General features: G+C 67.5%; 22 protein-coding genes. 11 read left to right on the forward strand and 11 right to left on the reverse strand.

Features of this window, described 5'->3' with window-relative positions:
- Positions 1-57 precede the first annotated feature (57 nt).
- From BLV92_RS28420 to BLV92_RS28430, 3 genes are all read right to left on the reverse strand, one after another.
- Positions 58-372 carry an RcnB family protein gene (locus BLV92_RS28420; RefSeq protein WP_090552117.1) on the reverse strand — a complete coding sequence of 105 codons (315 nt, stop codon included), beginning with the start codon at positions 370-372 and terminating at the stop codon, positions 58-60.
- Between the two features lie 421 nt (positions 373-793).
- Positions 794-1,825, reverse strand: a complete 1,032-nt coding sequence (locus tag BLV92_RS28425; RefSeq protein WP_090552119.1) for an AI-2E family transporter — start codon at positions 1,823-1,825, stop codon at positions 794-796.
- A gap of 34 nt (positions 1,826-1,859) precedes the next feature.
- Positions 1,860-2,531, reverse strand: coding sequence for a VTT domain-containing protein (locus BLV92_RS28430; protein WP_090552121.1), 672 nt, complete (start codon positions 2,529-2,531; stop codon positions 1,860-1,862).
- Between the two features lie 684 nt (positions 2,532-3,215).
- Here BLV92_RS28430 and BLV92_RS28435 point away from each other — a divergent pair.
- From BLV92_RS28435 to BLV92_RS28480, 10 genes are all read left to right on the forward strand, one after another.
- A complete protein-coding gene (locus BLV92_RS28435) occupies positions 3,216-3,515 on the forward strand; it encodes a hypothetical protein (RefSeq protein ID WP_090552123.1) in 300 nt (99 codons plus the stop codon).
- 58 nt (positions 3,516-3,573) lie between these two features.
- Complete coding sequence (locus BLV92_RS28440; RefSeq protein ID WP_090552125.1) at positions 3,574-4,008, forward strand: hypothetical protein; 435 nt, start codon at positions 3,574-3,576, stop codon at positions 4,006-4,008.
- A gap of 269 nt (positions 4,009-4,277) precedes the next feature.
- Positions 4,278-6,416 (forward strand): EAL domain-containing protein, encoded by a 2,139-nt coding sequence (locus BLV92_RS28445; RefSeq protein ID WP_090552128.1) that lies wholly within the window; start codon positions 4,278-4,280, stop codon positions 6,414-6,416.
- A gap of 217 nt (positions 6,417-6,633) precedes the next feature.
- Positions 6,634-7,164: a Csu type fimbrial protein gene (locus BLV92_RS28450; RefSeq protein ID WP_208862151.1), complete on the forward strand. Its 531-nt coding sequence runs from the start codon at positions 6,634-6,636 to the stop codon at positions 7,162-7,164.
- 53 nt (positions 7,165-7,217) lie between these two features.
- Complete coding sequence (locus tag BLV92_RS28455; RefSeq protein WP_090552129.1) at positions 7,218-7,745, forward strand: Csu type fimbrial protein; 528 nt, start codon at positions 7,218-7,220, stop codon at positions 7,743-7,745.
- Positions 7,742-8,302: a Csu type fimbrial protein gene (locus tag BLV92_RS28460; RefSeq protein WP_166676928.1), complete on the forward strand. Its 561-nt coding sequence runs from the start codon at positions 7,742-7,744 to the stop codon at positions 8,300-8,302. The genes BLV92_RS28455 and BLV92_RS28460 overlap by 4 nt, the downstream gene beginning before the upstream one ends.
- A gap of 77 nt (positions 8,303-8,379) precedes the next feature.
- A complete protein-coding gene (locus BLV92_RS28465) occupies positions 8,380-9,162 on the forward strand; it encodes a fimbrial biogenesis chaperone (protein ID WP_090552132.1) in 783 nt (260 codons plus the stop codon).
- A gap of 130 nt (positions 9,163-9,292) precedes the next feature.
- On the forward strand, positions 9,293-11,593 hold the full coding sequence (locus tag BLV92_RS28470; protein WP_143040749.1) for a fimbria/pilus outer membrane usher protein: 2,301 nt from the start codon (positions 9,293-9,295) through the stop codon (positions 11,591-11,593).
- A complete protein-coding gene (locus BLV92_RS28475) occupies positions 11,590-12,543 on the forward strand; it encodes a Csu type fimbrial protein (RefSeq protein ID WP_090552136.1) in 954 nt (317 codons plus the stop codon). The genes BLV92_RS28470 and BLV92_RS28475 overlap by 4 nt, the downstream gene beginning before the upstream one ends.
- Before the next feature lie 23 nt (positions 12,544-12,566).
- Positions 12,567-13,484, forward strand: a complete 918-nt coding sequence (locus BLV92_RS28480) for a Csu type fimbrial protein (protein WP_166676606.1) — start codon at positions 12,567-12,569, stop codon at positions 13,482-13,484.
- 38 nt (positions 13,485-13,522) lie between these two features.
- On the opposite strand, the gene BLV92_RS28485 is transcribed toward BLV92_RS28480, so the two are convergent.
- The 7 genes from BLV92_RS28485 to BLV92_RS28515 form a co-directional block, all read right to left on the reverse strand.
- Positions 13,523-13,960: a hypothetical protein gene (locus BLV92_RS28485; protein ID WP_134042554.1), complete on the reverse strand. Its 438-nt coding sequence runs from the start codon at positions 13,958-13,960 to the stop codon at positions 13,523-13,525.
- Between the two features lie 161 nt (positions 13,961-14,121).
- Positions 14,122-15,255: a porin gene (locus BLV92_RS28490; RefSeq protein WP_090552142.1), complete on the reverse strand. Its 1,134-nt coding sequence runs from the start codon at positions 15,253-15,255 to the stop codon at positions 14,122-14,124.
- 139 nt (positions 15,256-15,394) lie between these two features.
- Complete coding sequence (locus BLV92_RS28495; protein ID WP_090552144.1) at positions 15,395-16,747, reverse strand: MFS transporter; 1,353 nt, start codon at positions 16,745-16,747, stop codon at positions 15,395-15,397.
- A 57-nt stretch (positions 16,748-16,804) separates the two neighbouring features.
- A complete protein-coding gene (locus BLV92_RS28500; RefSeq protein WP_090552147.1) occupies positions 16,805-17,800 on the reverse strand; it encodes a 2Fe-2S iron-sulfur cluster-binding protein in 996 nt (331 codons plus the stop codon).
- 22 nt (positions 17,801-17,822) lie between these two features.
- Entirely contained in the window at positions 17,823-18,842 is a 1,020-nt protein-coding gene (locus BLV92_RS28505) for a PdxA family dehydrogenase (RefSeq protein ID WP_090552149.1), read from the reverse strand.
- Positions 18,839-19,309: an aromatic-ring-hydroxylating dioxygenase subunit beta gene (locus BLV92_RS28510; protein ID WP_090552152.1), complete on the reverse strand. Its 471-nt coding sequence runs from the start codon at positions 19,307-19,309 to the stop codon at positions 18,839-18,841. Before BLV92_RS28510 ends, BLV92_RS28505 begins: the two co-directional genes overlap by 4 nt.
- 4 nt (positions 19,310-19,313) lie before the next feature.
- Entirely contained in the window at positions 19,314-20,591 is a 1,278-nt protein-coding gene (locus tag BLV92_RS28515) for an aromatic ring-hydroxylating dioxygenase subunit alpha (protein WP_090553129.1), read from the reverse strand.
- Positions 20,592-20,802: 211 nt separating this feature from the next.
- Here BLV92_RS28515 and BLV92_RS28520 point away from each other — a divergent pair, with 211 nt between their 5' ends.
- Complete coding sequence (locus BLV92_RS28520) at positions 20,803-21,597, forward strand: IclR family transcriptional regulator domain-containing protein (RefSeq protein WP_244283964.1); 795 nt, start codon at positions 20,803-20,805, stop codon at positions 21,595-21,597.
- Positions 21,598-21,705: 108 nt separating this feature from the next.
- Here BLV92_RS28520 and BLV92_RS28525 read toward each other — a convergent pair whose 3' ends face one another.
- Positions 21,706-23,292, reverse strand: a complete 1,587-nt coding sequence (locus BLV92_RS28525; protein WP_090552156.1) for a Na+/H+ antiporter — start codon at positions 23,290-23,292, stop codon at positions 21,706-21,708.
- Positions 23,293-23,614: the final 322 nt, after the last annotated feature.

The following is a 23,614-nucleotide window of genomic DNA, read 5'->3' on the forward strand; positions in this document are numbered from 1 at the left end:
TTTCGTCCGGCGTCGCGCGACCGCGCAGCAACGCGTCGCCGTCGCGCGCGGACCGTGTTACGGATGCCCGGACACGATGTCCGAGATCGTCCAGTTGCGGTTTGCGACCAGCACGTAGTCGCCGTTCACGCCGAGCCACTGATAACCGCGCGGCGGCGCACGCAGGCCGTGGCTGCGCCAGTCGCTGATCATGAAGTTGTGGTGGCGGTATTCGGTCGGCACACGTTGCCCCTTGTGCCAGTCGTGATACGGCATCGATGGTCTCACCTGATGCCGGCCGGGGCCGGCGTCGGGCGGTCCGGCGGCGATGGCGGCAAACGATGCGCCGGCGAGCATGATGGCAAGGAGTCGCGCTAAGGTCCGGTTCTTCATGGTCGATCCTTTTTACGATGAAAGGACGGTTGGGTCACGGAGTTGAGGCCTCTTCGGTGCCACACTGTCAAGCAGTCTCCACGCGTCTTTCGGATACGGAAATTGCAGCCGTATGTCGTTGCGGATGCATACACAAGCAGGATAGTCTGTCCGCCGGAATTCGCGCTGGCGGCGCACACGATGGGCGCGCCTGTCGATTCGTTCGCCTGCTTCGCTCGCCGATGCGGATAGATACGTAATGCGAAACGAGCGGCGCGATGGTGCAGATGAACGAAATGGCGATCGGGGTTCGCTGTGGTCCCCATTATAGTGAAGCCGTTTTCGACTTCAAGCCGCGCTGCGCATAGCTTTTCAGGGATGAGCGCCGATAGCGAAGGCGTTGTCGTTCACGTTTGTGAACGTGGGGGGACGGCGCGGGACGTTAGCCGTCGTTGGTCAGCAGCATCGCGAAACGCCGCGTCGAATCGAACGCGGAAAACGCAATGATCAGCCCGACCGTGATCGGCACCGCAAGGAATGCACCCGCGATGCCCCACACCGACGACCATGCCGCGAGGCTGATCAGGATCACCGTGGGGCTCAGGTTCAGCGAGCCGCCCATCAGCCACGGATCGAGGATGTGGCCGACCACGAAATTGATTACCGTGAGCGCAACGAAGATCGCAAACGCCTCGCTCAGCTGGCCGAACTGCAACGCGGCGAGCAGCGTCGGCAGTGCGACCGAGACCAGCGAGCCGGCATACGGAATGAAGTTCAGGAGGCCGATCAGCACCGCCCACAGCTCCGCGAATTCCAGACCGATGAAGTACATGCATACCCAGCTCGCGATGCCGAGAATCACGCCGAGCAGCGCCTTCAGCGCGAGATAGGTGCCGATCTTCGCGTTGACCTCGTCGATCACCGACACGATCTGCGTGGTGCCGCCCGCGAAGGTCACGAGCTTGCGGCGGAACTTCGCGTGCTCGACGAGAAAAAACGCCGCATACAGCGTCACGACGACGATCGTCGCGATCAGCGACGACACCGACGACAGCGTCGCGGTGATGATCGCCTGCACGTCGACGGTCGCGAGCAGGTCGCGGCGGATCGCGGTCCAGCTCGCCTCGGTCTCGATGTGCAGGAACGCGGCGAATTTCGTCAGCAGCGCCAGCAGCGTCGCCTCGTACTTCGGCGCGAGCGCCATCAGCCGGTCCTTATCGGACAGCAGCAGATCGACGGACAGATAGACGATGAAGACCATCAGCGTGGCCGCGATCGTGTAGCGCAAGCCGGCCTTCAGCCGTTCGCCGGCATACGGAATGCGCCGCAGCAGGCCCGCGAGCCCGAAGATCACATAGGTCGCGATGATGCCGAACGCGATCGGCACCAGCACCGAGCGCCCGACGTGGAGAATCCATCCGATCAGGGTGGCGAGAACGATGGCGCACGTACATTTCAGCAGGCCCTGGTTCATGCTTTTCATTCGCTCGAAGAAAACGCATGCCGCGTCAGTCGCAGCGGGACTCGTGCTCGCGCAGCGGCGGGTCGCCGCCCGCGCGGCCGCCCCGTCTGCTCCACAGCGCGCGGACGGCGACCACGACGACGCCCGCGCCGATCACGATCGCCATCGCGGTCGGCAGGTGGGTTCGCACCCACGGCACGTTGCCGAAGAAAAAACCCGGCAGCGCCAGCGAGAAAATCCAGATCACCGCGCCGCCCGATACGAAGCGCAGGAACCGGCGGAACGGCATCGCGGTCGCGCCGGCGATCGCGGGCGCGCCGGTCCGCACGATCGCGATGAACGGCGAGAACAGCAATAGCGCGGCGCCGTGGCGTGCGTACAGCGCGCGCGTGCGCGACGCGGCGGCGTCGAACCATCGGACCCTGGACGGCTTCCAGACGGACGCGACCGCGCGCGACAGCGCGTAGTTGAACACGTTTCCGGCGATCGCGGCGGCGACGAGCAGCGGCGCGAGCCATGCGGGCCGCAGCACGCCGATCGCGGACAGCGCGCCGGCGAGGAACAGCAGCATGTCGGCCGGCAGGAAGAAGAGCGGCAGCACGCCGACGCTGCAGAAGATGATCGCGGCGAGGATCGCGTACGCGAGCGGCCCCTGATGCACGAGCAGTGCTTCGAGGTCCTGGTCCAGCCGCGCGAAGAACTGCAGGAACGAGGCCATGCCCACGGGATGCGCCCTCCTGGAGTCGGGCGTCCAGTATAGCGACAACGCGAAGTTGGCTAACGCTGTGCGTCCGCGGGGTGTTCAGGCCGGGCGGCGGCGGATATTTTCCGGGGCATCCGCATGAACGGCTTTATCTTTATCGCTATCGATCGAGATTTTCCCGATATCGAAAACGTTTGCCGTTGGAATCAGGACATAAAACCTGAAAAAATATAAGGAAATCAGGCTTGACGTTATTTGACGATTCTTTCGCCCGTCATTCACTAGCCTTGATCGAGATATTCTGCGATTCTGATTGCATCAACGAATTCGCGCAAGAGGCACTTATCCCGACTCAATAAGCGCTAGCATGGGACGTTAATTCGGGTATCCGATGCGGGAACGCCAACGGGCCTGTCTCAGTCACGCACATCCTGCATTCGAGCCGGCGCGCAGTTCGTCGCCGCGAACAGGAGGGGCCGTCGCATCGCCGGGCAATCCGGAATGCGACGCCGCGCGTTTTTGCCGTGAACACAGGGGCAAAACAATGCGCGAGGCCGCCGATACGTGATGCCGTGACAGGTCGATGCGCTCGCGCGCGCGCCGTGTCGGAACGACAACAAGCTGTGAACAGGCCGTAAACAGGCAGGTGGGCTCGTCGTTGTCGGAGCCAGGGCAATACACGTGTACGGGGGCATCTCGATGAATAACGAAAAGCAGGGAACGCTGGGCGAACTCGACAAGGAATGTCTCGCGCTGTTCGACCGTTTGTGCGAGCGTCGAAGCGTATTGCCGCTCGCGCATCTGATGCACGGCTGGCCGCTCGTCGACCAGTCCGGCGAAGCGCGGCAGCGCCTCTTCTACGTGCTGAGCGAGTTGCGGCGCTGGCATCGCGACAACCTCAAATCCGACGAATTGCTGATCATCGATGAAATCCTGCTGATTCTCGCCGACGGCTACGGGATCACGGATTCGAGCCTGCCGGAAGTGTCCGGCCGGTAACGTTGACGGCGCGGGCCGCACACGCCGGCTCGCGACGCGATCGAATGAGGCAGCGCCTATGAGCAGGAAAACGCGCGAGCGCCGGCCGGGTCCGGCGCGGCCGCCGCGAACGCAGGGCAAATCGCTGCTGCTGCCGATGGCGCAGTCGCTGGCGATGCAGGTGTCGATCGACAATCACCTGACGCTGGAAGTCTTGCGCCGCGGCGCGGCCGAATCGTTTCATCTCGCGAGCCTGAGACAGGCGACGTATTTCGCGATGCTGCTCAACGCGGCGGGTTACGGCGACGCGCGGCCGGGGCTCTTCCGCGAAACGGACGATGCGATCACGCGGTGCCATGCGTCGAGCGAGCAGACCGGCATATGGCGGATCGATGACGACGCATTCGATCTGCTGTGCGAGGTCCTGACGCTGCACGACCGGCAACTGGCGACGGTGCCGATGTACGGCCTGATGGACGCGACGCGCAAACTGCAAAAAGCGGCACAGAAATGACAAGTCCGCCGCCGCGCACCGATATTAACCATTTGAAGCGTTTGCATAACGGCTTTGCACAGAATGAGTGCGTTATGTCCGGTTTATGTTTTGACGTATTGGCCGTTTTTGTTGTCAAGCGGGAAACGGTATTTACCGCCCGACGAAACGTTCTAGGGAATTCGCGTGCCGTTGACGTAAAAAGGTATCTTCGTACGGAAATCACGCGGATTCGCAGGCAGTCTGGTAATCCTTCAACGGGTAACCTCGATTACGACATTCGTTGAACCATGACACATCGTCCTTCGGGCAATCCTGATCGCGAGGCGGCGGATGGCGCGCTGCACCTCTATGGCCCGGCCTGGCGACCGGTGCTCGCAGACCTGGAGGCGGAACTGCGGCGCTGCGGCGGCGCCGTCGTCGAGCGGTTCTACCGGGGCATCGCGGCGCTGCCGCGTTCGAGCCAGTTCCTCGGCGTGCTGTCGGCGGACGAACTCGCCAACCTGAAGGCGCAGCAGTTGCAGAACCTGCTGATGCTCGTCGCGCCGGACCTGACGCTGGAGCGCCATCGCGCGGTGTCGCTGCACGTCGGGCGCATTCACGCGATCGTCGGGCTGCCGGCCGACGAAGTGATTCTCGGCCAGGAGGTCCTGCACGTCGCGGTCCGCGAATCGCTGGACACGACCGTGCACGGCGAGGCGCTCGCGCTGCTCGGCCGGCGGCTGATCCGTGATCTCGCGTGGCAGATCGAGTCGTATCTGACGCTGAAGGCGTCGCGCTACGAGACGATCCAGCAGATCACGCAACTTGCGTGGGGGGCGAACAGTTACACCGACCTGATCGTCGAGGTCGCGCAGACGCTCGGCGCGCATGACGAGATCGCCGGCTGCGCGTTTGGGCGTCCCGATGCGCAGGGCAAGTTCCGGTTCGAATCGATCGCCGGTCCGAACACGGAGACGTATTTCGCGGCGCTCGAACGTTCGGTGGGCGGCGCGATCACCGCGATGAGCACGGGGCCGACCGGCCGCGCGTGGCGCAGCGAGCAGATCGAACGCTGCCTGAACTTCTCGACCGATCCGCGGATGATGTGGTGGCGTCCCGCGGCTCGCGAAGCGGGGTTTCGCAGCAGCGTATCGGTGCCGCTCGCGGAACCGGGCGGCCGGCCGCTCGCGGTGCTGATCCTGTACGGCGCGCTGCCGGGCGGCTTCGCGTCCGACGACCAGGTGAACTTCATCGCGCAGTTGCAGACGCTGCTCGTGTCCGCGATCCGGCGCATGGAGAGCCAGGACGGCCTCACGCATACGGTGCAGTTCGAGACGCGGCGGCACTGGGCCGAACTGCTGCGCTCGGACGCGCTCGAAATGCATTACCAGCCGCTGGTCGATCTGAAGAGCGGCTGCGTGACGAAGGTGGAGGCGCTCGCGCGGCTGCGCGACGGCGACCGGCTGCTGACGCCGGCGGTGTTCTTTCCGGCGCTGTCGTCGGACGACTTCGTCGCGCTGTATGCGCACGGCTTGCGGCAGGCGCTCGCGCAGCGCGCAGGATGGCTGCGCGCGGGCTTCGATCTCGGCGTGTCCGTGAACCTGCCCTCGGGCGCGTTCAACGACAACCGCTACTTCGACATCACGCAGCGGATGTTGCGCGAATACGGCTGTTCCGCGGACCGGCTGACGCTCGAAGTGCTGGAGACCGACGAGATCGCGTCCGGCGCGCACGTCAATCAGGAACTCGCGCGTTTCAAGGCGCTCGGCATCCGTCTCGCGGAGGACGATCTCGGCTCCGGGCATAGCAGCCTGACGCGGCTGCGCGAACTGCCGTTCGACGTCGTGAAGATCGACCGCAGCATCGTCACGCTCGCCGACGACGACTCGTCGGACGTGCTGCGTTTCGTGTACCAGTTGACCCGGCTCGGACATTCGCTCGGCAAGCAGGTGATCGTCGAGGGCGTCGAGAGCTACGGGCTGCTCGAAGCGATCGCGACGCTCGGCGTCGATGCGGTGCAGGGTTACGTGATCGCGCGGCCGATGCCGGCCGCGGATCTCGAACGGTGGATCGCGCAGTACCGGCCGTTCCGTCTGCCCGATCATGTCGGCGCGCTCAGTCCGCTCGTGATGCTCGCGCGGCTGCTGCTGTGGGAGGAGCGGCTGTATCTGTATTTCGCCGAGGCTTCCGTGCCCGGGTGCTCGCCGTCCGCCTGCACGACGCTCCCGCTGCAGGCGGTGAATCGTTTGCGGCCGGACGCGCCGTGCGATCGCCCGCGGCCGGGGCTGCCGTTCCAGTCGGTCGAGCCGGCGGTGCAGCAGGCGCTCGTCGATGCGGCGGCCGGTCATGGAATGATCAGCGCGGAATACGGCGCGGCGCGCGACGAACTGGTTCGCGTGCTGACCGGACGCCAGTCCGTTGTCAAGCAGGATGATTCAGTCTCGTAAATAGGAATTTGGCTGACAGTGCTTCGCGCAAAGCCAATGGATTCAACGGATACGCCGTTTCCGTTAATTCGGGATAACGAATAATCAAAAAACAGGCGTTTGCGGAAGGCCAAAAAATCACCCGATTGGGCGATTTTTTCGGGTTTACCCTCCTCTCTGTCCGATCGGACAAACCTTAAATTCCTCTCACATTCAACGAAACGAGAAGGGGAAAGAGATGGCTATCGGAAAGTATTTTCTTGCAGCGTCGGCGATGTTCGTTGTCGGAGCGGGGCCGGCGTCAGCGGATCAGTTGCAGGGGCAACTAGGCGTGACGATCACGGTCGGCAGCGGCTGCACGGTCGTCAACGGCGGTCAGGACGGCACGCTGAATGCGTTCGGCACACTCGACTTCGGCACGCACTACGAACTGAACAACAACGTGTCCGCGCAGTCGAACGGCTCGATGGGGCCGATGGCCGTGCAATGCTCGAACGACACCGGTTATACGGTCGCGCTCGGCAGCGGCCAGAATCCGGGCGGCAGCGAGCGGCAGATGAGCGGCGGCGGCAATCCGGTCAGGTATCAGTTGTTCCAGGACGCGGCGCGCACCACGCAGTGGGGCGACGGCGCCAACTTCGGCCAACTGCTGTCGAAGACCGGCAGCGGCATCCCGCAGGACATCACCGTGTACGGTCTCGTGCCGCCGCAATCTACGCCGACGGCCGGCACCTATAACGACGTCGTTCTGGTGACCGTCGCGTGGTAGGCGCGCGCGTGCCGGTTCGGGCGGTGCCGCCGCTGCCGACACGTTAGCCGGCGATGGACCGCGCTGCGTTTCTCCGGCCGCCGCTGATCGCCCTGCTCCTGCTGCCGGTCGCCGTCGAATGCTTCGCGCAGACGGCGACCACCCAGCTAGGCGTGGCGGTCACCGTGCTGCCCGCGTGCGAGGCGGGCGCGGCCGACGGCAGCGGCAAGCTGGATTTCGGCACGCTCGACTTCGGCACACATTACGCGCTGAACAACGGCATCGCCGTGACCGGCCAGCCGCATGCGGGCGCGATTCGCGTGAAGTGCGCGAGCGGCGTCGGCTACCGGATCCTGATGAACGGCGGCGGCAGCGGCTCCGTTGCACAGCGCCGGATGCGGGGCGGCACGGCAATGCAGCCGATCGCGTACAACCTCTATACCGACGCGGGTTATTCGACGATCTGGGACGACGTGTCCGGCGTGTCGGTGGCCGCGAACGGCAGCGAGCAGTGGACGCCGGTGTTCGGCCGCGTGCCCGCGCAGCCGACGCCGCAGGCCGGCAGTTATGCCGACGTCGTAACGGTGACGGTGTCGTGGTGAAAAGGCTCTTTCCGATATGTGGCTTCTATGGGGTCGCCGCTGCGTTGCTGACCGGTTCGACGCCCGCGTTCGCGCAGTTCGACACGAGCGTGTCGAGCCGCTTCGCGGTCAAGGCGACGATCGAGCGCGGCTGCGTGATCGGCGGCGGCACGTCCAGCGCGACGAGCGTCGGCACGATCGACTTCGGCCAGGTCACGCTGCTGTCCGGCAACGTCGATGCAGCGAGCAGCCGTGGCGCGGGTTCGATCGTGCTGCGCTGTACGCCGGGCATCAACGTGACGATTTCGATGGGTGCCGGGCAGAACGCCGCCGGCTCGATAGCCGGCGGCCGCTACATGCGCAACGCCGCGGGCAGCGGACAGCTTCGCTATCAGCTTTATCCGGCCGTGTCGCGCGCGACGCCGTGGGGCGACGGCGCGAACGGCGGCCAGGCGTTTTCGGTGGCGACGGATGGCACGAACCAGGAATTCGTCGTGTACGCGCGGCTCTTCGCGGTGAACCCGATGCCGGGTTCCGGCGCATACAGCGACACGGTGACGGTCACGGTCAGCTATTGACCGGTTCGGCCGGCGGCGCCGCGTTGGTCGCCGCGCGAGGCGGCGTAAAGAACGATAAGGGATATGTCGTGGTTTCGATGAAGTCAGCAAAACGCGCCGCGCTGGCGCTGCTGGTCGCGTTCGCGACGTGCGGGGTGGCGCAGGCCGCGAGTTCGGTGCTGATCGCGCCGGTCGATCCGAAGCTCGCGGCGGAGAGCCGTTCGGTCGCGCTGTGGCTGGAGAATCGCGGCGATGCGTCGGTGTCGTTGCAGATCCGCGTGTTCGGCTGGGAGCAGCGGAATTTCGCCGACGACTATCCGGAGCAGGACCAGGTGGTCGCGAGTCCGCCGGTCGCGACGATCGCGCCGGGCAAAAAGCAGCTGGTCCGGCTGATCCGCACGCAGCCGGTTCCGCCCGGCACCGAACTGCCGTTGCGCGTGCTGGTGGACGACATTCCGGTGGCGCATGACGGGCACGACGACGCGCCGGCCGGGCCGACCACCGGCATCCGCTTCCAGATGCGTTATTCGGTGCCGCTGTTCGTGTACGGCAGCGGGCTGTGGATTCGCGATCCGGTGCTGAAGGACGGCAGCGGCGAGCCGGCGGTGCCGTCGCTCGTCGCGACGGTCGTCCAGCATGGCGGCAGGCGTTTTCTGAACCTGCGCAACGACGGCCCGGTTCATGCGCGGCTCGCCGCAGTCCAGATGATCGACGGCGGCGGCCACGCACGCGACGTCGCGAAGGGGCTGCTCGGTTACGTGCTGCCCGGCGCGGCGATGCGCTGGCCGCTGCCCGACGACCTCGCTGTCGACGCCGCGTCGCGGCTTCGCGCGAAGGTGAACGACGAACCGCAGCCGTGGCTGCTGCCGATCCGTCCGTAGCGCGCTCATGGCCATGCTGTCCGCACCGGTACGCCGGACGACGAACCGGTCCGCGTTCGCCGCGCGGCTGGCGATCACGGTTTGCGTCGCGTGTTGCGCCGACGTCGCGCTCGCGGCCAACGGGCGATCGATGCCGGAACCGCCGCACGCGATGCCGGTCGCGGATCGCGCGACGCTGTATCTCGAACTGGTCGTCAACCATGTGCCGAGCGGCCGGGTGGTGCCGGTCGATTACCGCAACGGCCGCTACTACGTGCCGACCGCCGAACTCGTGGCGAGCGGCGTGCGCGTGCCGGACACGGCCGGCCCGCAGATCGCCGCCGACGCGATCGACCGCGTGAGCGCGGTCTACGACGAGAACGCGCAGCAGTTGCAGTTCGATGTGCCGGCCGACTGGCTGCCGACGCGCGTCTACGGCACCGAAGCGGTGTACGAGCATCAGCGCGCGGTCAGCTCGCTCGGCGCGCTGTTCAACTACGACGCGCTCGCGACCGACTCGCCGCACGGCGGCGGCTCGTATGTGGCGGCCTGGCTCGAACAGCGCGTGTTCGACGGCTTCGGCTTCGTGTCGAACACCGGCAGCTACCGGCGCTACTGGAAAGGCGGCGGCTACGATCCGCTCGGCAACCGGTACGTGCGTTACGACACCGTATGGCGCTACGACGACGAGGACCGCCTGCTCAGCTACGGCGCGGGCGACCTCGTGACCGGCGCGCTCGCGTGGACGAGCGCGGTGCGCCTCGGCGGCGTGCAGATCGCGCGCAACTTCGGGCTGCGTCCGGACCTCGTCACGTGGCCGCTGCCGCAGTATTCGGGCGAGGCCGCGGTGCCGTCCGCGGTGGACCTGTTCATCAACGGCTTCAAGGCGAGCACGACCGACGTGCAGCCCGGCCCGTACACGATCAACAACGTGCCGTTCATCAACGGCGCGGGCCAGGCGACGGTCGTCACGACCGATGCGCTCGGCCGTCAGACGACGGTCAGCGTGCCGTTCTACGTGACGAGCACCATGCTGAAGCCAGGGCTTGCGGACTTCTCGCTGTCGGTCGGCGCGCTGCGCCGGCAATACGGCATCGCGTCGGCGGACTATGGCCGCCCGGCCGCGAGCGGTTCGCTGCGCTACGGCGTCAGCAACGGGTTCACGCTGGAGACGCATGCGGAGGGCGCGGGTCCGTTCCGGCAGCTCGGTATCGGCGCAAACCTCGCGCCGGGACGCTGGGGCACGCTGAACGTCGCGTCCGCGCTGAGCCGTCATCGCGCGGACAGCGGCCATCAGCATTCGGCGGGCTACACGTATTACTCGGGCCTGTTCGGCGTCGCCGCGCAGCACGTCGCGCGTTCGCGCCGCTACATGGATCTCGCCCGTTACGCGACGCTCGACGGCCGCGCGCGGCGCGACGACGTGACGATCCTCGACGCCGCGCAGATCCGCCATTCGAGCCAGTTGACCGGCTCGCTGACGTTCGGCCGGCAAGGCTCGATCGGCGCCGGGTACTTCGACGTGTCGCGCTACGACGGCGGGCGCGTGCGGCTCGTGAACCTGTCCTATACGCGCCCGCTGTGGCGCGGCGCGAGCCTGTATGCGTCGGCCAACCGCTCGCTCGGCGACGCCGGTTACGCGGCGCAGGTGCAGGTGATGCTGCCGCTCGGCCGTACAAGCGGCAACGTGACGGCCGACGCGACGCGCGACCGCGGCGGCCGTTACACCGAGCGGGTCACGTACAGCCGCGCGGGTCCGACCGAAGGCGGCTTCGACTGGAACCTCGCGTATGCGGGCGGCGCGAGCCGCTATCGTCAGGCGGACCTCGGCTGGCGCGGCCAGCACTTCCAGACCCAGGGCGGCGTGTACGGCGAGTCGGGCCGCTATACGCGCTGGGGCGAACTGAGCGGCTCGCTGGTGATGATGGATCGCGCGCTGTTCGCCGCGAACCGGGTCAGCGACGCGTTCGTGCTCGTCAGCACCGACGGCCACGCGGGCGTCCCCGTGTACTACGAGAACCAGATGCGCGGCGTCACCGATGGCGGCGGCCATCTGATGGTGCCGTCCGTCGCGTCGTGGTATCGCGGCAGGTTCGCGATCGATCCGCTCGAACTGCCGGCGAGCGTGCAGACGCCGAAGGTCGAGGACTATCTGACCGTGCGCCAGAACAGCGGCGCGCTGCTGCGGTTCCCGGTGCAGCGCATCGTGGCGGCCAACGTCCGTCTCGTGGACGGCGAAGGCCGTCCGTTACCGAAGGGAAGCATCGTGAAGCAACTCGACAATGGGCAGCAGGGTTTCGTCGGCTGGGACGGCGTCGTTTATCTGGAGGAACTGGGTGCGCACAACCGGATCGAGGCGGCGCTGCCGGACGGCCGCGCGTGCACGGCCGCCTTCGACATGGACCCGCGCGCGGACGACGTCGCGCGGATCGGTCCGCTCGATTGCCGTTGACGGAGGCCGACGTGAACCTGCTGCGCGTGTTCGTGCTGGGCGTCGTCATGGGCTGGCTGCCCGCGGCGGCGTGGGCGGCGACGCTGTCGACCGGCAATGCGAGCTTCGGCAATTCCGATTCGGTGACGGTCCAGAAGACGGCGTTGAGGACGTCGTCCAGCAACCAGATCGGGATGTCCTCTTCGTCATTCCCCAACGGCTATATTTTTCCGCCGACGAACCTCGTGACGGAGAACACGTCGTCTGTCGCGCTGACGCTTTCGTCCGCGAACGGTTTCACGTTGAGCAACGCCGGTTACGGCATCCCGTACCGGGTCTATGCCGACGCAAGTTATTCGACCGTGCTCAACGGCGGCGTGCAGACCGAGTTCTACGGCCGGCTCGTTTCGAAGGACCGGTACTCCGCCACGTTCAATCTGTACTTTCAGACGACCGCCGGCGCCAACGTGCCGGTCGGCGTGTACCGGGACACGATCAACGTCAGATGGGACTACAAGCTTTGCACGGCCGTCGTCTATTACTGGTGCAACTACAACGATGCGGGTTCCGGCACCACGGTCGTCAACGTCGAACTCGTCGTCGCGAAGGGCTGCCAGATCAGCAGCGCGCCGGACGTGAATTTCGGCACCCGCGCGCTGGTCGCGAGCTTCACGCCGGTCACGCAGAGCGTGACGCTGACCTGCGGGCCGGGGCAGGCCTACCGCACGTATTTCACCGACGGCGACCACTATGACGGCGCGTGGAAGCGCATGGTGCAGGGCAGTGCGTCGTTGCAGTACAACCTGTACGTGCCGGGCACCGGCACGCCGTGGGACAGCCGCAACAAGCAGGGCGGCACCGGCACCGGGCAGCCGCAGAGCCTGCCGTACACCGCGCAGGTGAACGCCGCGCAGCCGGAGCAGCCGGCGGGCGCGTATGGCGACAGCGTCAGCATCGTGGTCGAGTATTGATGCCGGCCCCGCGGATTCCGAACGTGATCGCCCTGCGTTTCCTCGTTGCGTGTGCCGTGCTCGGCGGATTTCCGGTTTTGCTGTGCGCCTACGATTCGACGCCCGGCAGTGGCGATGCGAGTTTCGGAAGCCGCGATTCGATCGCGGTGCAGTCGGCCGCATTGGCGACGACGTCCACCAACACGTTCAAGAGCGCCTTCAACCTGTGGCCCGCGATCTCGATCGCGAACAACCAGGTGATGCTGACGCCGACCTCGACGAACAATTTCATGCTGAACGGCAGCGGCGGTTATGGCATTCCGTATCGCGTTTATGCGGACGCGAGCTACACGGTCGTGCTCACGCAGAACGGGCAGATGGATTTTTTCGACCGGCTGAGCCGGACCGACGACAAGTCCGGCTCGTTCAGGCTGTTTTTTCGAACGGCGGCGGGCGCGAACGTGCCGGCCGGCGTGTATCGGGACACGATCAACGTCCGGTGGGACTGGCGCATCTGCAAACTGTCGACGCTCATCTGCCTCGACTACGAATACGGCAACGCCACGACGGCGATCCGCGTCGAACTCGTCGTCACGAAAGCCTGCCAGATCGGCCGCGCGCCGGACGTCGATTTCGGCCGGTGCGCGCTCGTCGCGAACTTCGAGCCGGTCATGCAGAGCGTCACGCTGACCTGCACGCGCGCGCAGCCGTACCGCACGTACTTCAGCGACGGCAACAGCTACGACGGCGCGTGGAAGCGGATGACGCAGGGCGGCGCGTCGTTGCAGTACAACCTGTACGTGCCCGGCACCGGCACGCCGTGGGACAGCCGCAACCGGCAGGGCGGCACCGGCACCGGGCAGCCGCAGAGCCTGCCGTACACCGCACGGGTGAACGCCGCGCAGCCGGAGCAGCCGGCGGGCGCCTATAGCGACAGCGTCAGCATCGTGGTCGAGTATTGACCGGAGGCGGCATCTTGCGCCACGCCGCTATGACGCCCTCACGCTTCGTCGTCGATCTGCGAGCCGGTCAGGTCGAAGCGGAACGGCCGCGTCCGGCGCTCGCGGGTCTTGTCGCTCTCCGACGGCGCGGTGACGCCGTTCGGGTCCTGCGGCGCGATGTGTCCGCGCGAGCTTTGCACGTCGATCGCGCGGGTATCGACCTTCGTGCTGTCGACGTTCGGCCGCGTCGTATGCAGCGACGACGCGCCGGTCAGCACGGTGATTTCCCCCTGGATCGCGGTCAGCTGGGCGGTCAGTTGCGATACGAGCAGCTGCATCGTCGGATCGGTCGGGTCCTTCGCGGCCTCTTCGCCGGCGGCCTTGATTTCCTTCGCGATCGTCTGTTCGAGTTTTTGCAGGCGCAGAATCGTCGCCATGTCGGCGGACGCATCCGGCGCCGAGCCGGTCGTGCCGGTCACTGCTGCGGGAGTGGACATCGTTGACGGTCTCCAGTGCGAGTTTTTTCGCAGCGTATCACCGTCCGGTGAATTTCTCGAACCTTCGTTGTACTGCCGCCCGCGCGGTCGGCGCATGATGCCGCCGGAGCCGGGCGGGCGCCATTGCGCCGCCGCCCGCCCGCGTGTTTCCGAAGCGCCGGTCAGAACCGGTGCCGCAGCGACAGCTTCACCGCGACCTGGGTCGGCGTGGACGACTGCCCGAGCGTGCTGATCGACGCGACGGCCGGATGGCCGGTCGAATCGACGCCGGATGCGTGCTGCCACACGCCGACGAGGTTGATGTCGGTGCGCCTCGACAGCGCGTAGTTCGGCCCGAAGTCGATCTGCTGGTACTTCGCGTCGCGCGCCTTCGTGTAGTCGTACGACAGCCCGACGAACAGAGCGGGCGTGATCGAATAACGGCCGTTGATCTCGTAGCTGTTGAACACGGCGGTGCCGCTGTTCGGCGTCGACGCGGTCGGCACGATGTCCTCGAAGCGCGTGTTCGTGTACACGAAATTGACGCTGCCGTTGCCGATCCGGTAGCCGAGCGCCGCGCCGAAGATCTTCCACGCGCTCGCGGACGCATAACCGCCGAACTGCGGCGTTTTCGACGGCGACGCGTAACCGGCGGCTCCCGGCGCGAGCGCGCTGTCGAGCACCGATGTCGACGGATCGTCGATCGAGTCGTACGCGAGCGCCGCGCTGAACGGGCCGTGCGCGTAACGCAGGCCGAGCGAGTAGATGCGGTTCGACGCGAAGTCGCCGGCGACGCCGCCCGGCGCGAACAGACCGGTGAACTGAAGCCCGGCGATGGCCGGCGACTGGTACTTGATCGCGTTGTTCACGCGGAACGTCGAGTTCAGGTCGTCGAAGTCGCCGGGGTGGGTGCCGAGCCACGCCCACATCGAGGTGCCGGCGAACGCGCCGATGAGGTCGGTCATCGTGTCGTACTGGCGGCCGAGCGTCAGCGTGCCGTACTGTTTGCTGGACAGGCCGACGAACGCCTGCCGGCCGAACAGCCGGTTGCCTTGCAGCAGCTTGCCGTTCGATGTGTCGAAGCCGTTTTCCAGCGTGAAGATCGCGCTCAGCCCGCCGCCGAGGTCTTCGGCGCCGCGCAGGCCGACGCGGCTGCCGCTCGTCGGCCCGGTCACCGATTCGAGGTTCGCATGACCGGATTGGTTGTTCACGTAGACGAGGCCGGCATCGACGAGGCCGTACAGCGTGACGGAACTTTGCGCGTGCGCGGCGCCTGCCGCGAGCGCAAGCGCGGCGGCGAGAGTGGTTTTTTTCATGGTGTCTCCGACGTGACGCTGCGACCCGCGCCCGCGGGCGGCGGGACGGGTTGCGCGTCGGTTGCTTTGTGATCGGTTGAATGGAACTGCGGGGAACGACAGCGAACTACGGGAACGACGTAAAACGATGGAAGCGCGCCTATTGCGTCGCGCGCGCTTCCGCGGCGACCGGGCGTGCGCCGTACACGCGCCCCATCGCGAACACGCCGACGGCCGCCGCGAGCACCGGCCATGCGGAGAACGCGAAGATTTCGGCGGGCGTCCAGTGCGCGGCGTACAGCATCCCGGCGACGAGCGGGCCGGCGATGCCGCCGAGCCGGCCGAGGCCGAGCGCCCAGCCGACGCCGGTCGAACGCAGGCTCTGCGGGTAATAGACGGCCGCGAGCGCGATCACGCTTTTCTGCCCGCCGCTGATGCAGAAGCCCGCGCAGAACACGGTGACCATCAGCCACGCGACGCTGCCCGAGAACGCGCCGGCGACGAGCCACATGAACACGCCGCCCACGACGTACAGCGTCGTCAGCGTCGCGTACGGGCCGACGCGGTCCATCGCGAGCCCGAGCGGCACCGCGGACAGCACGCCGGCGATGGTCGGCAGCGCGGTCACCCAGACGACGGTCGACGGCGCGTATTGCAGGCCGGTCAGCATCGTCGGCAGCCAGCTCTGCATGAAGTAGAACTCGGCGAGGTTCAGGAAGAACACGATCCACAACAGGAACGTGCCGGCCGCCGCGCGGCCGCGCACGAGCGCCGTCACGCTCGCGCGCTGGTCGGTTTCGTCTTCGAGGCGGAACGTGCAGCCGGGCGGAAACCCGACGCGCGGAAAGAGCCGCATCAGCACCGCGCGCATTCGCTCTGCGCCATCCGTGCGCCGTTGCAGGAACGCGAGCGATTCGGGCAGCAGCCATGCGAGCGGCGCGGCGAGCGCGAGCGGCGCGACCGCGCCGACCAGCATCAGCGATTTCCAGCCGTGGGTCGGCATCAGCGCGCCGGACGCGAGGCCCGCGACGACGAAGCCGAGCGAGAAGCCGCAGTACACGAGCAGCACGAACGTCGAGCGCAGCCGCTTCGGCGCGAACTCGCAGGTCAGCGCGACCGCGCTCGGCGCGGCCGCGCCGAGGCCGATGCCGGTCAGAAAACGCAGGCCGATCAGTTCGGTCACGTTGGTCGCGCACACGGTGAGCATCGTGAACACCGCGAACAGCAGGGTGCTCGTCACCATCATCCGCTTGTGGCCGAAACGCGCGGACAGCGGCGCGATCGCGAGATAACCGACCATCAGGCCGACCAGCGCAGCCGAGAAGATCGAGCCGAGAATCTCGCGCGACAGATGCCATTCCTTCGAAAGCGCCGGCACGATGTAGCTGACGGCCTGCGTGTCGAAGCCGTCGAGGAACATCAGCAGCGCGCACAGCAGCACGACGAGGTACTGGCCGGCGCCGGCCGGCTGCCGCTCGATCACCTCGCCTGCGTCGATGGTTTGGGATGCCAATTGTGTCTCCTGGTTGTTGTCTGTCTGTTGTCTGTGTTCGTGGGGCGGAGGGTGCCGCTACGCGGCTTCGCCGGTATGGACGAACGCGTCGCTGAAGAAGTCGTCGTCGGCGAGGCCGGCTCGCGTGAACGCCGCGTGCGCGGCGCTCGTCATCGCCGGGTTGCCGCACGCGTAGACCTGATAGCCGTCGAGCGAGCCGAAGTCTTCGAGCACGGCCTCGTGCACGAAGCCATGCCGCCCGCTCCAGCCTTCGTGCGGCTCGGACAGCACCGGCACGAAACGCAGCCGGCCGTTCTTCGCCCATTTGTCGGCGAGATCGAACAGGTACAGGTCTTCGAGCCGGCGCGCGCCCCAGTACAGGTACAGCGGCCGGTCGAGCTTGCGCTTGAGCGCGTCTTCCACGATCGACTTGACCGGCGCGAAGCCGGTGCCGGTCGCGAGCAGGATCGCCGGCTTCTGCGACTCCTCCTGCAGCGAGAATTCGCCGAACGGCAGTTCGACGCGCAGCTTGTGGCCTTTGTCGAGGCCGCGCAGCACGCCTTCGGAGAAGCGGCCGCCCGGCACGTGGCGCACGTGCAGCTGCACGCTGTCGCTTTCGTGCGGCGGGTTCGCCATCGAGTAGTTGCGGCAACTGCCGTCGTCGAGTTCGACCTGTAAATACTGACCCGCGCGGAACTTCGCGCGCACGCCGGCCGGCAGGCGCAGTTGCAGCACGCTGACGTCGGCGGCCGGCTGCGTGACGCGATAGACCGTCAGGTCGACCGTCTTGCGCGCGGCCGGCTCGCGCTTGTCGATCCGGCGCGGCGCGATCGTCAGGTCGGACGACGGCCGCAGGCAGCACAGCAGCACGCGCTCGGCCGGCCCTTCGACGCCGCCTTGCACCGTCGAACGCCCCGCGCCGGCGACGACGCCGCCTTCGCACGTCGAGCACACGCCCTTGCGGCACGAATACGGCACCGCGTAACCGGCGCGTTCGGCCGCGTCGAGCACGGTTTCGCTCTCGTCGCAACGGAATGCGATGTCGCGGCCGGTGATGGAAATCTGGTAATCCACGTTGAAACCTCGATAAGTCGGTTCAGGACTGCGGTGCGGAATCGGCGGGCAGCACGGTGCCGGTCGACACGAGCCGGATCGCGCCGAGCAGCGCGGCGGGGTCCGCGCGCAGGGTGCCGGCGATGTCGAAGCCGCTGCCGTGGCCGACGCTCGAAAACATCACGCCCGCGCCGATCGACAGCGCGGCCGAGTGACGGCCCGCGCGCAGCTTCACCGGTATGTGGCCCTGGTCGTGATACATCGCGACGAACACGTCGACGTCCGGATTCGCGAGCAGCAGGTCCGCGCCCTGCGGGCCGACCACGTCGATTCCTTCGTCGCGCAGCGCGCGCGCGGCCGGCTCGGTGATCTCGATGTCCTCGCGGCCGAACAGCCCGCCTTCGCCCGCATGCGGATTGATGCCCATCAGCCCGACGACCGGCTGCGCGATGCCCATGCGCCGCAGCGCATCGACGGCCGCGCGCGCCGCGCGTTCGACGTGCGGCCGGTCGAGCCGCGCGAGCGCGGACACGATCCCTTCGTGCAACGTCACGTGCACGATGCGCAGGCCGCCGCCGACCAGCAGCAGATAGACGTCGTCGGCGGGCACGCCCATTTCCGACGCGACGAAGCCGGGGTAGCCGGCGAAGCGCACGCCCGCCGCGTTGATCGCGGTCTCCGAATGCGGGCACGCGATCACCGCGTCCACAAGACCCGCGCGCGCGGCGGCGAGCGCCGCCGACACGTACGCGAGCGTCGCCGCGCCGGCGCGCGCGGATACTTCGCCCGGCACGAACGCGTCGGCCGCGAGCGCCGCGACGTTCACGAAATCGAGCGTGTGCGGCGCGGGCGGCGGCAGCGTTGCGGCCGTCACTTCGCGCAGCGACGCGTGCGGGCAGCAGCGTTCGGCGTACCAGCGCAGCACGAACGCATCGCCGAACAGCACGATGCGCGGCGCGGCCGGATCGCCCGCGAGCTGCGCGGCCGCCTTCACCGCGATCTCCGGGCCGATGCCGTTCGGGTCGCCGGGCGCGAGCGCGATCGTCAGCGCGCGCGCCGTCATAGCGGCAGCGCCAGCAGCGTGTCGATCCGCGAGCTGTCGCAGACGACGACCCGCTCGCGCAGCTTCACGTCGCCGCCGCCGGTCGCGTACACGTCGCAGTAGCGGCCGGTCGCGAACAGGCTCGTCGTGCCGTCGCGCATGATCCGCGCGACCATGAACGACGTTTCGCTGCGCGCCTCGCCGTCGCTTTCGCCGACGACGAACGGCTGGCCGAGCAGATGCCGGTATGCGTGGCGCTCGTAGATGTTCGCGTCGCGCAGCGACGCGATGCGATCGACCAGCATCCCGCGCGACGCCGCATAGATCATGCTGCCCGCGAGGCCGCGCCGATGGTTGTCCGCGGTCGTCACGCGGTATACGCACTGCTCGGTGAAGAAGTCCGGCCACTGCGCGAGATCGCCGTCGTCGATGCAGCGCACGTATTCGGCCTGCGCGCGCGCGATCCGTTGATGAATGTCCTGCGCCATCTCGTCAATACCCCATTGCGTTGCGGTAAGCCTTCCAGAAGCCGCGGATCGACGCTTCGGTCACGCGGCTCGCGCTGCTGTCGGCGGTGTCGCCGCCCATTTCGAGCACCGAGCGGTGGTCGCTCGCGCCGTCGATCCCGCGCTGCACGAAACCGCCGACGCAGCCGTCCTCCATCGACACGTAACCGGCCGGCCCGACGAGGTTCGACTGGCGCATGCGCATCTCGCGCAGTTCCGGCGTGTCGTCCTCGAAACCGAGGTAGGTCCAGTTCAGCTCGGTCTGCTGGGTGCCGCGCGGCAGGATCTGACGCACCGCGATCGCGTTCTGGATCTGCTGGAGCACGAAGCCGGGAAACACCGACAGGATCTGCAGCGTGACGCCGTCGCCGAACTCGTCGGTGCCGGCGAGCACCGACGTGTCTTCGAGCCGGTGGCCGCTTTCGGAGCGGATGTTCTGCTGCGCGTAGTCGTTCGAGGTTGGTGCGCTTTCGGCGGCGGCCGCGGCCGCGTGATCGACGGCCGAGTAGCTGACGTGGTTGCCGCCGCCCTCGGACACGAGAATGCCGCCGCGCTGCGACAGCCGGTTCAGCTGGAACGTCGTGAAGAACAGGTGAAGGATGCTCGCGTGGTACGAGTCCTTCACGTTCTCGACGTACAGCTTCCAGTTGTTCGGCAGCATCTGCGTGAAGCGGCCGAGCACGACCGGCCGGCGGTCCTCCAGCACGCGCGCGATGCGCTCGACGATCTCGTCGCCGAGGTACTCGTCGAGCGGCGGCACGTCGTCGGAGAAGCTGCCGAACACGAGGCCGTGCAGCGTGGCGACGCGCAGCTTGCGCAGATGATGGTCGCCCATGCAGAAGTCCGGCTTCATGCCGCCGTGGCCGTTGATGCCGTCCTTGAACGCGACGCCGACCAGGTCGCCCTGAAGGTTGTACGTCCACGCGTGATACACGCAGCTGAAGTCCTTCGCGTTGCCTTCGTCCTCAAGGCACACCAGCGCGCCGCGATGCGCGCAGCGGTTTTCGAACGCGTACAGATCGCCGTCCGCGTCGCGCGTGACGACGACCGGCGCGTCGCCGACGTGCGTCGCGCGGAAGTCGCCGGGGTTCGGCACCTCGGCTTCGAGGCATAGATAGCTCCAGTGCGGGCCGCGGAAGATCGCGTCCTGTTCGTCCGCATAGACGTCTTTGTCCTGGAATACCGAGTACGGCACGCGTGTTAGCCCTTCGGCCGGCCACGCGACGCTGGCGCGGGGCGCCGGCTTGATGGGGATGTAGTTCACGGGGATGCGCTCCATGCTGGTCGGAGCCGCGGCGTGCCGCCGGGGTCTCCGGTTTGCCTTCGTTCTTCGGGTCCTTTCCGCATTGACGCTGCTTGACTGCGTCGCTGGAATGTGTTCGAATAACGTACGTTGTTCGATTTGTAGATCAAATATGACATCGGTCAAAGTTCCTGTCAATGGACGGGAGGGCGATTCGTCGCCCGAAGAGGGTATGGACCCGGCAGTCGATCCGGGCCTGGAGTCGGCCGCGAAGGGCCGCGCGAAGGAGGGCATGGCGGGGCTCGCGAAGGGGCTCGCGATCATCGAGGCGTTCGGCGCGTCGACGACGCGGATGACCGTTGCCGATGCCGCGCGTTTCGCGGACCTGAGCCGGCCGGCCGCGCGCCGCTGCCTGCTGACGCTCGTCGAGCTCGGTTATCTCGCGCACGACGGCAAGTTCTTCATGCCGCTGCCGCGGATGCTGCGGCTCGGCAGCGCGTACCTGAGCACGTCGTCGCTGCCGCAGATCGCGCAGCCGCTGCTGGTCGATGCGCGCGACGAGTTGCAGGAGTCCATCTCGCTCGCGGTGCTCGACGACGGGTATGCGGTGTTCGTCGCGCGCGCGGAGGCGGTGCGGATCGTGTCGACCGGCGTGAAGCTCGGCGGGCGGCTGCCCGCGTACTGCTCGGCGACCGGGCGCGTGCTGCTGTCGGACCTGACCGACGACGAGATCCGCCGCCATCTGGCGGGCGTGCCGATGAAGCGGCTGACCGCGCGCACGCTCGCGGACGCCGACGCCGTCGTCGCGGCGATCGGGCGCGCGCGGGCCGACGGTTATTCGCTGAGCAACGAGGAACTGGAGGTCGGCATGTGCGCGATGGCGGTGCCGGTGCGCGGCCGCGGCGGAATGATCGAGGCGGCGGTCAGCGTCAGCGTGCTGTCGGGACGGGTCAGCATCGAGACGCTGGAGCAGTCGTTCCTGCCGGTGCTGCGGCGGGTCGCGCAGCGGATCGAACGGGCGCTGTAGCGGCGCCGGCGGAGGGGGTGGCTCACGCGGGCCACGCGTGCCGTTCGGTCTTTCGACGCATCGATGACGACGCGTGCCGTTTGCCGGCGCGCGCGGCCTGAAGCCGGCTTACGGTTCGAGCAGCCGGTGCAGCCGCAATTCTTCGAGATCCAGTTCGGCTTCGATCCGGTGCAGCACCGCATCGCGGATGCGGCTCTCCCGATGCAGCCGCAGCAGTTCCTGCCGCGACACCGCAACGAGTTCGAGTTCGAGCCGCAGGTGCCGCGCGCGCCGCTCGACATGCTCTCCGCCTTCCGCGTGCGCGTTTTCGTTGTTGTGCACGCGAATCCGGTATTCGTCGATCAGCCGCTGCACGATGTCGGCGTCCGCCGCGGCGGACGCCTTGCGGATCCGCTCCAGCTCCTTCAGCGACGCGCGGAACGTATGCGAGCGCGCCTCCAGTTCCGACATCGTGGTGCTGCGCGCGCGGCGCAGCCGCACGAGCCGCACCACCGCGCCGAGGCTGCCGCCTTGCAAAACGAGCGTCGCGAAGATCACGACGAAGGTGCTGAACACGATCAGGTCGCGGCCCGGAAACGCGGCCGGCAGCGCGAGCGCGGCCGCGAGGCTCACGACGCCGCGCATCCCGGCCCAGCCGAGCACGACCGCCTCGCCGAACTGCCACGGCCGGTCGGTCCTGCCGAGCCGGGCCGAAAGCTGCGACGGCAGCCAGATCGCGAGTCCGACCCACGCGAGCCGCGCGAGCACCACCGCGCCGGTCGCCGGCAGCGCGACGCGCAGGCCCGCGTCGAGCATCGCCGCCGCATGCTCCATCCGCACGACGATCCCGTGCAGCGCGAGGCCGATCAGGATGAACACCAGCGCGTCGAGCACGAACACGATCGTTTCCCAGGTCGCCTCCGCCTTGATCCGCGTGTGCGCGTCGAACGCCTCGTGCTGGCGGATGCCGAGCACCATCCCGCACGCGACGACCGACAGCACGCCCGAGCCGTGCAGTTCCTCCGCGATCGCATAACTGGCCCACGCGACGAGGAAGGTCAGCACGATCGACAGCATCGGCTCGCGCAGCCGCTGGATCAGCCACGTCATCAGATAACCGCAGACCACGCCGACCGCGACGCCGATCACCGTCAGCGTCACGAACACCGAACCGGCGTGCGTCGCGGTGAACTGGCCGGCGAGCGCGGCCGCGATCGCCATCTGGTACAGCAGCAGGCCGGACGCGTCGTTCACGAGGCTTTCGCCTTCGAGCACGGTGACGAGCCGCGCCGGCAGCGGCGCGCGTTGCAGCATCGCCTTCGCGGCGACCGCGTCCGGCGGCGACACGATCGCGCCGAGCGCGAAACACGCCGGCCACGCGAGCGTCGGCTCGACCGCGTGCACGACGACCGCGACCGCGACAGTCGTGAACACGACCGCGCCGAGCACGAGCGACGTGATCGTCGCGACCTCGCGGCGGAAGTCCTGCCACGCGGTATAGAACGAACTCGACATCAGCAGCGGCGGCATCACCGCGGCGAGTATGAGGTTCGGGTCCATGTCGACGCTGGTGCGGCCGCCGAGCAGCGCGATCGCGGAGCCGCCGAGCAGCAGCACGACGGCCGGCGGAATCGCGAGCCGCGCGGCGACCCACGTGAGCGCGCCGGCGCCGCCGACGAGCCACAGCAGCGAGTGGAAGAATGCGACGTTGTTCATCGGTTGGGGCTCCCGCTTCGGGGCGGACGACAGGGGCGCGCGGCGGCCGCCGCGCGTTCGCAGCAGCATACCGTGCCGACCCGGCCATCGAGCCGCCCGACGTCTCGCCAGCAGGCGATCAGGACGCGCTGTTTCCGTCCGGTCTGTAACGACTTGTGGCGCCGCGTGGACAAATCCGACGCATCCGGCATCAACTGTCCGGCTGTCGGGCCGGTGTCAGGTGAGTGACCCGGAGTGCGGGTAGAATCGCTGCTGACTCGGCGGCACGCGCGAGGCCCGAAGACGGTCCGACCGCGCGCGACGCGAGGCATGCGCAGTGCAT

The sequence above is a fragment of the Paraburkholderia caballeronis genome, from assembly GCF_900104845.1.
GTDB lineage: Bacteria > Pseudomonadota > Gammaproteobacteria > Burkholderiales > Burkholderiaceae > Paraburkholderia > Paraburkholderia caballeronis.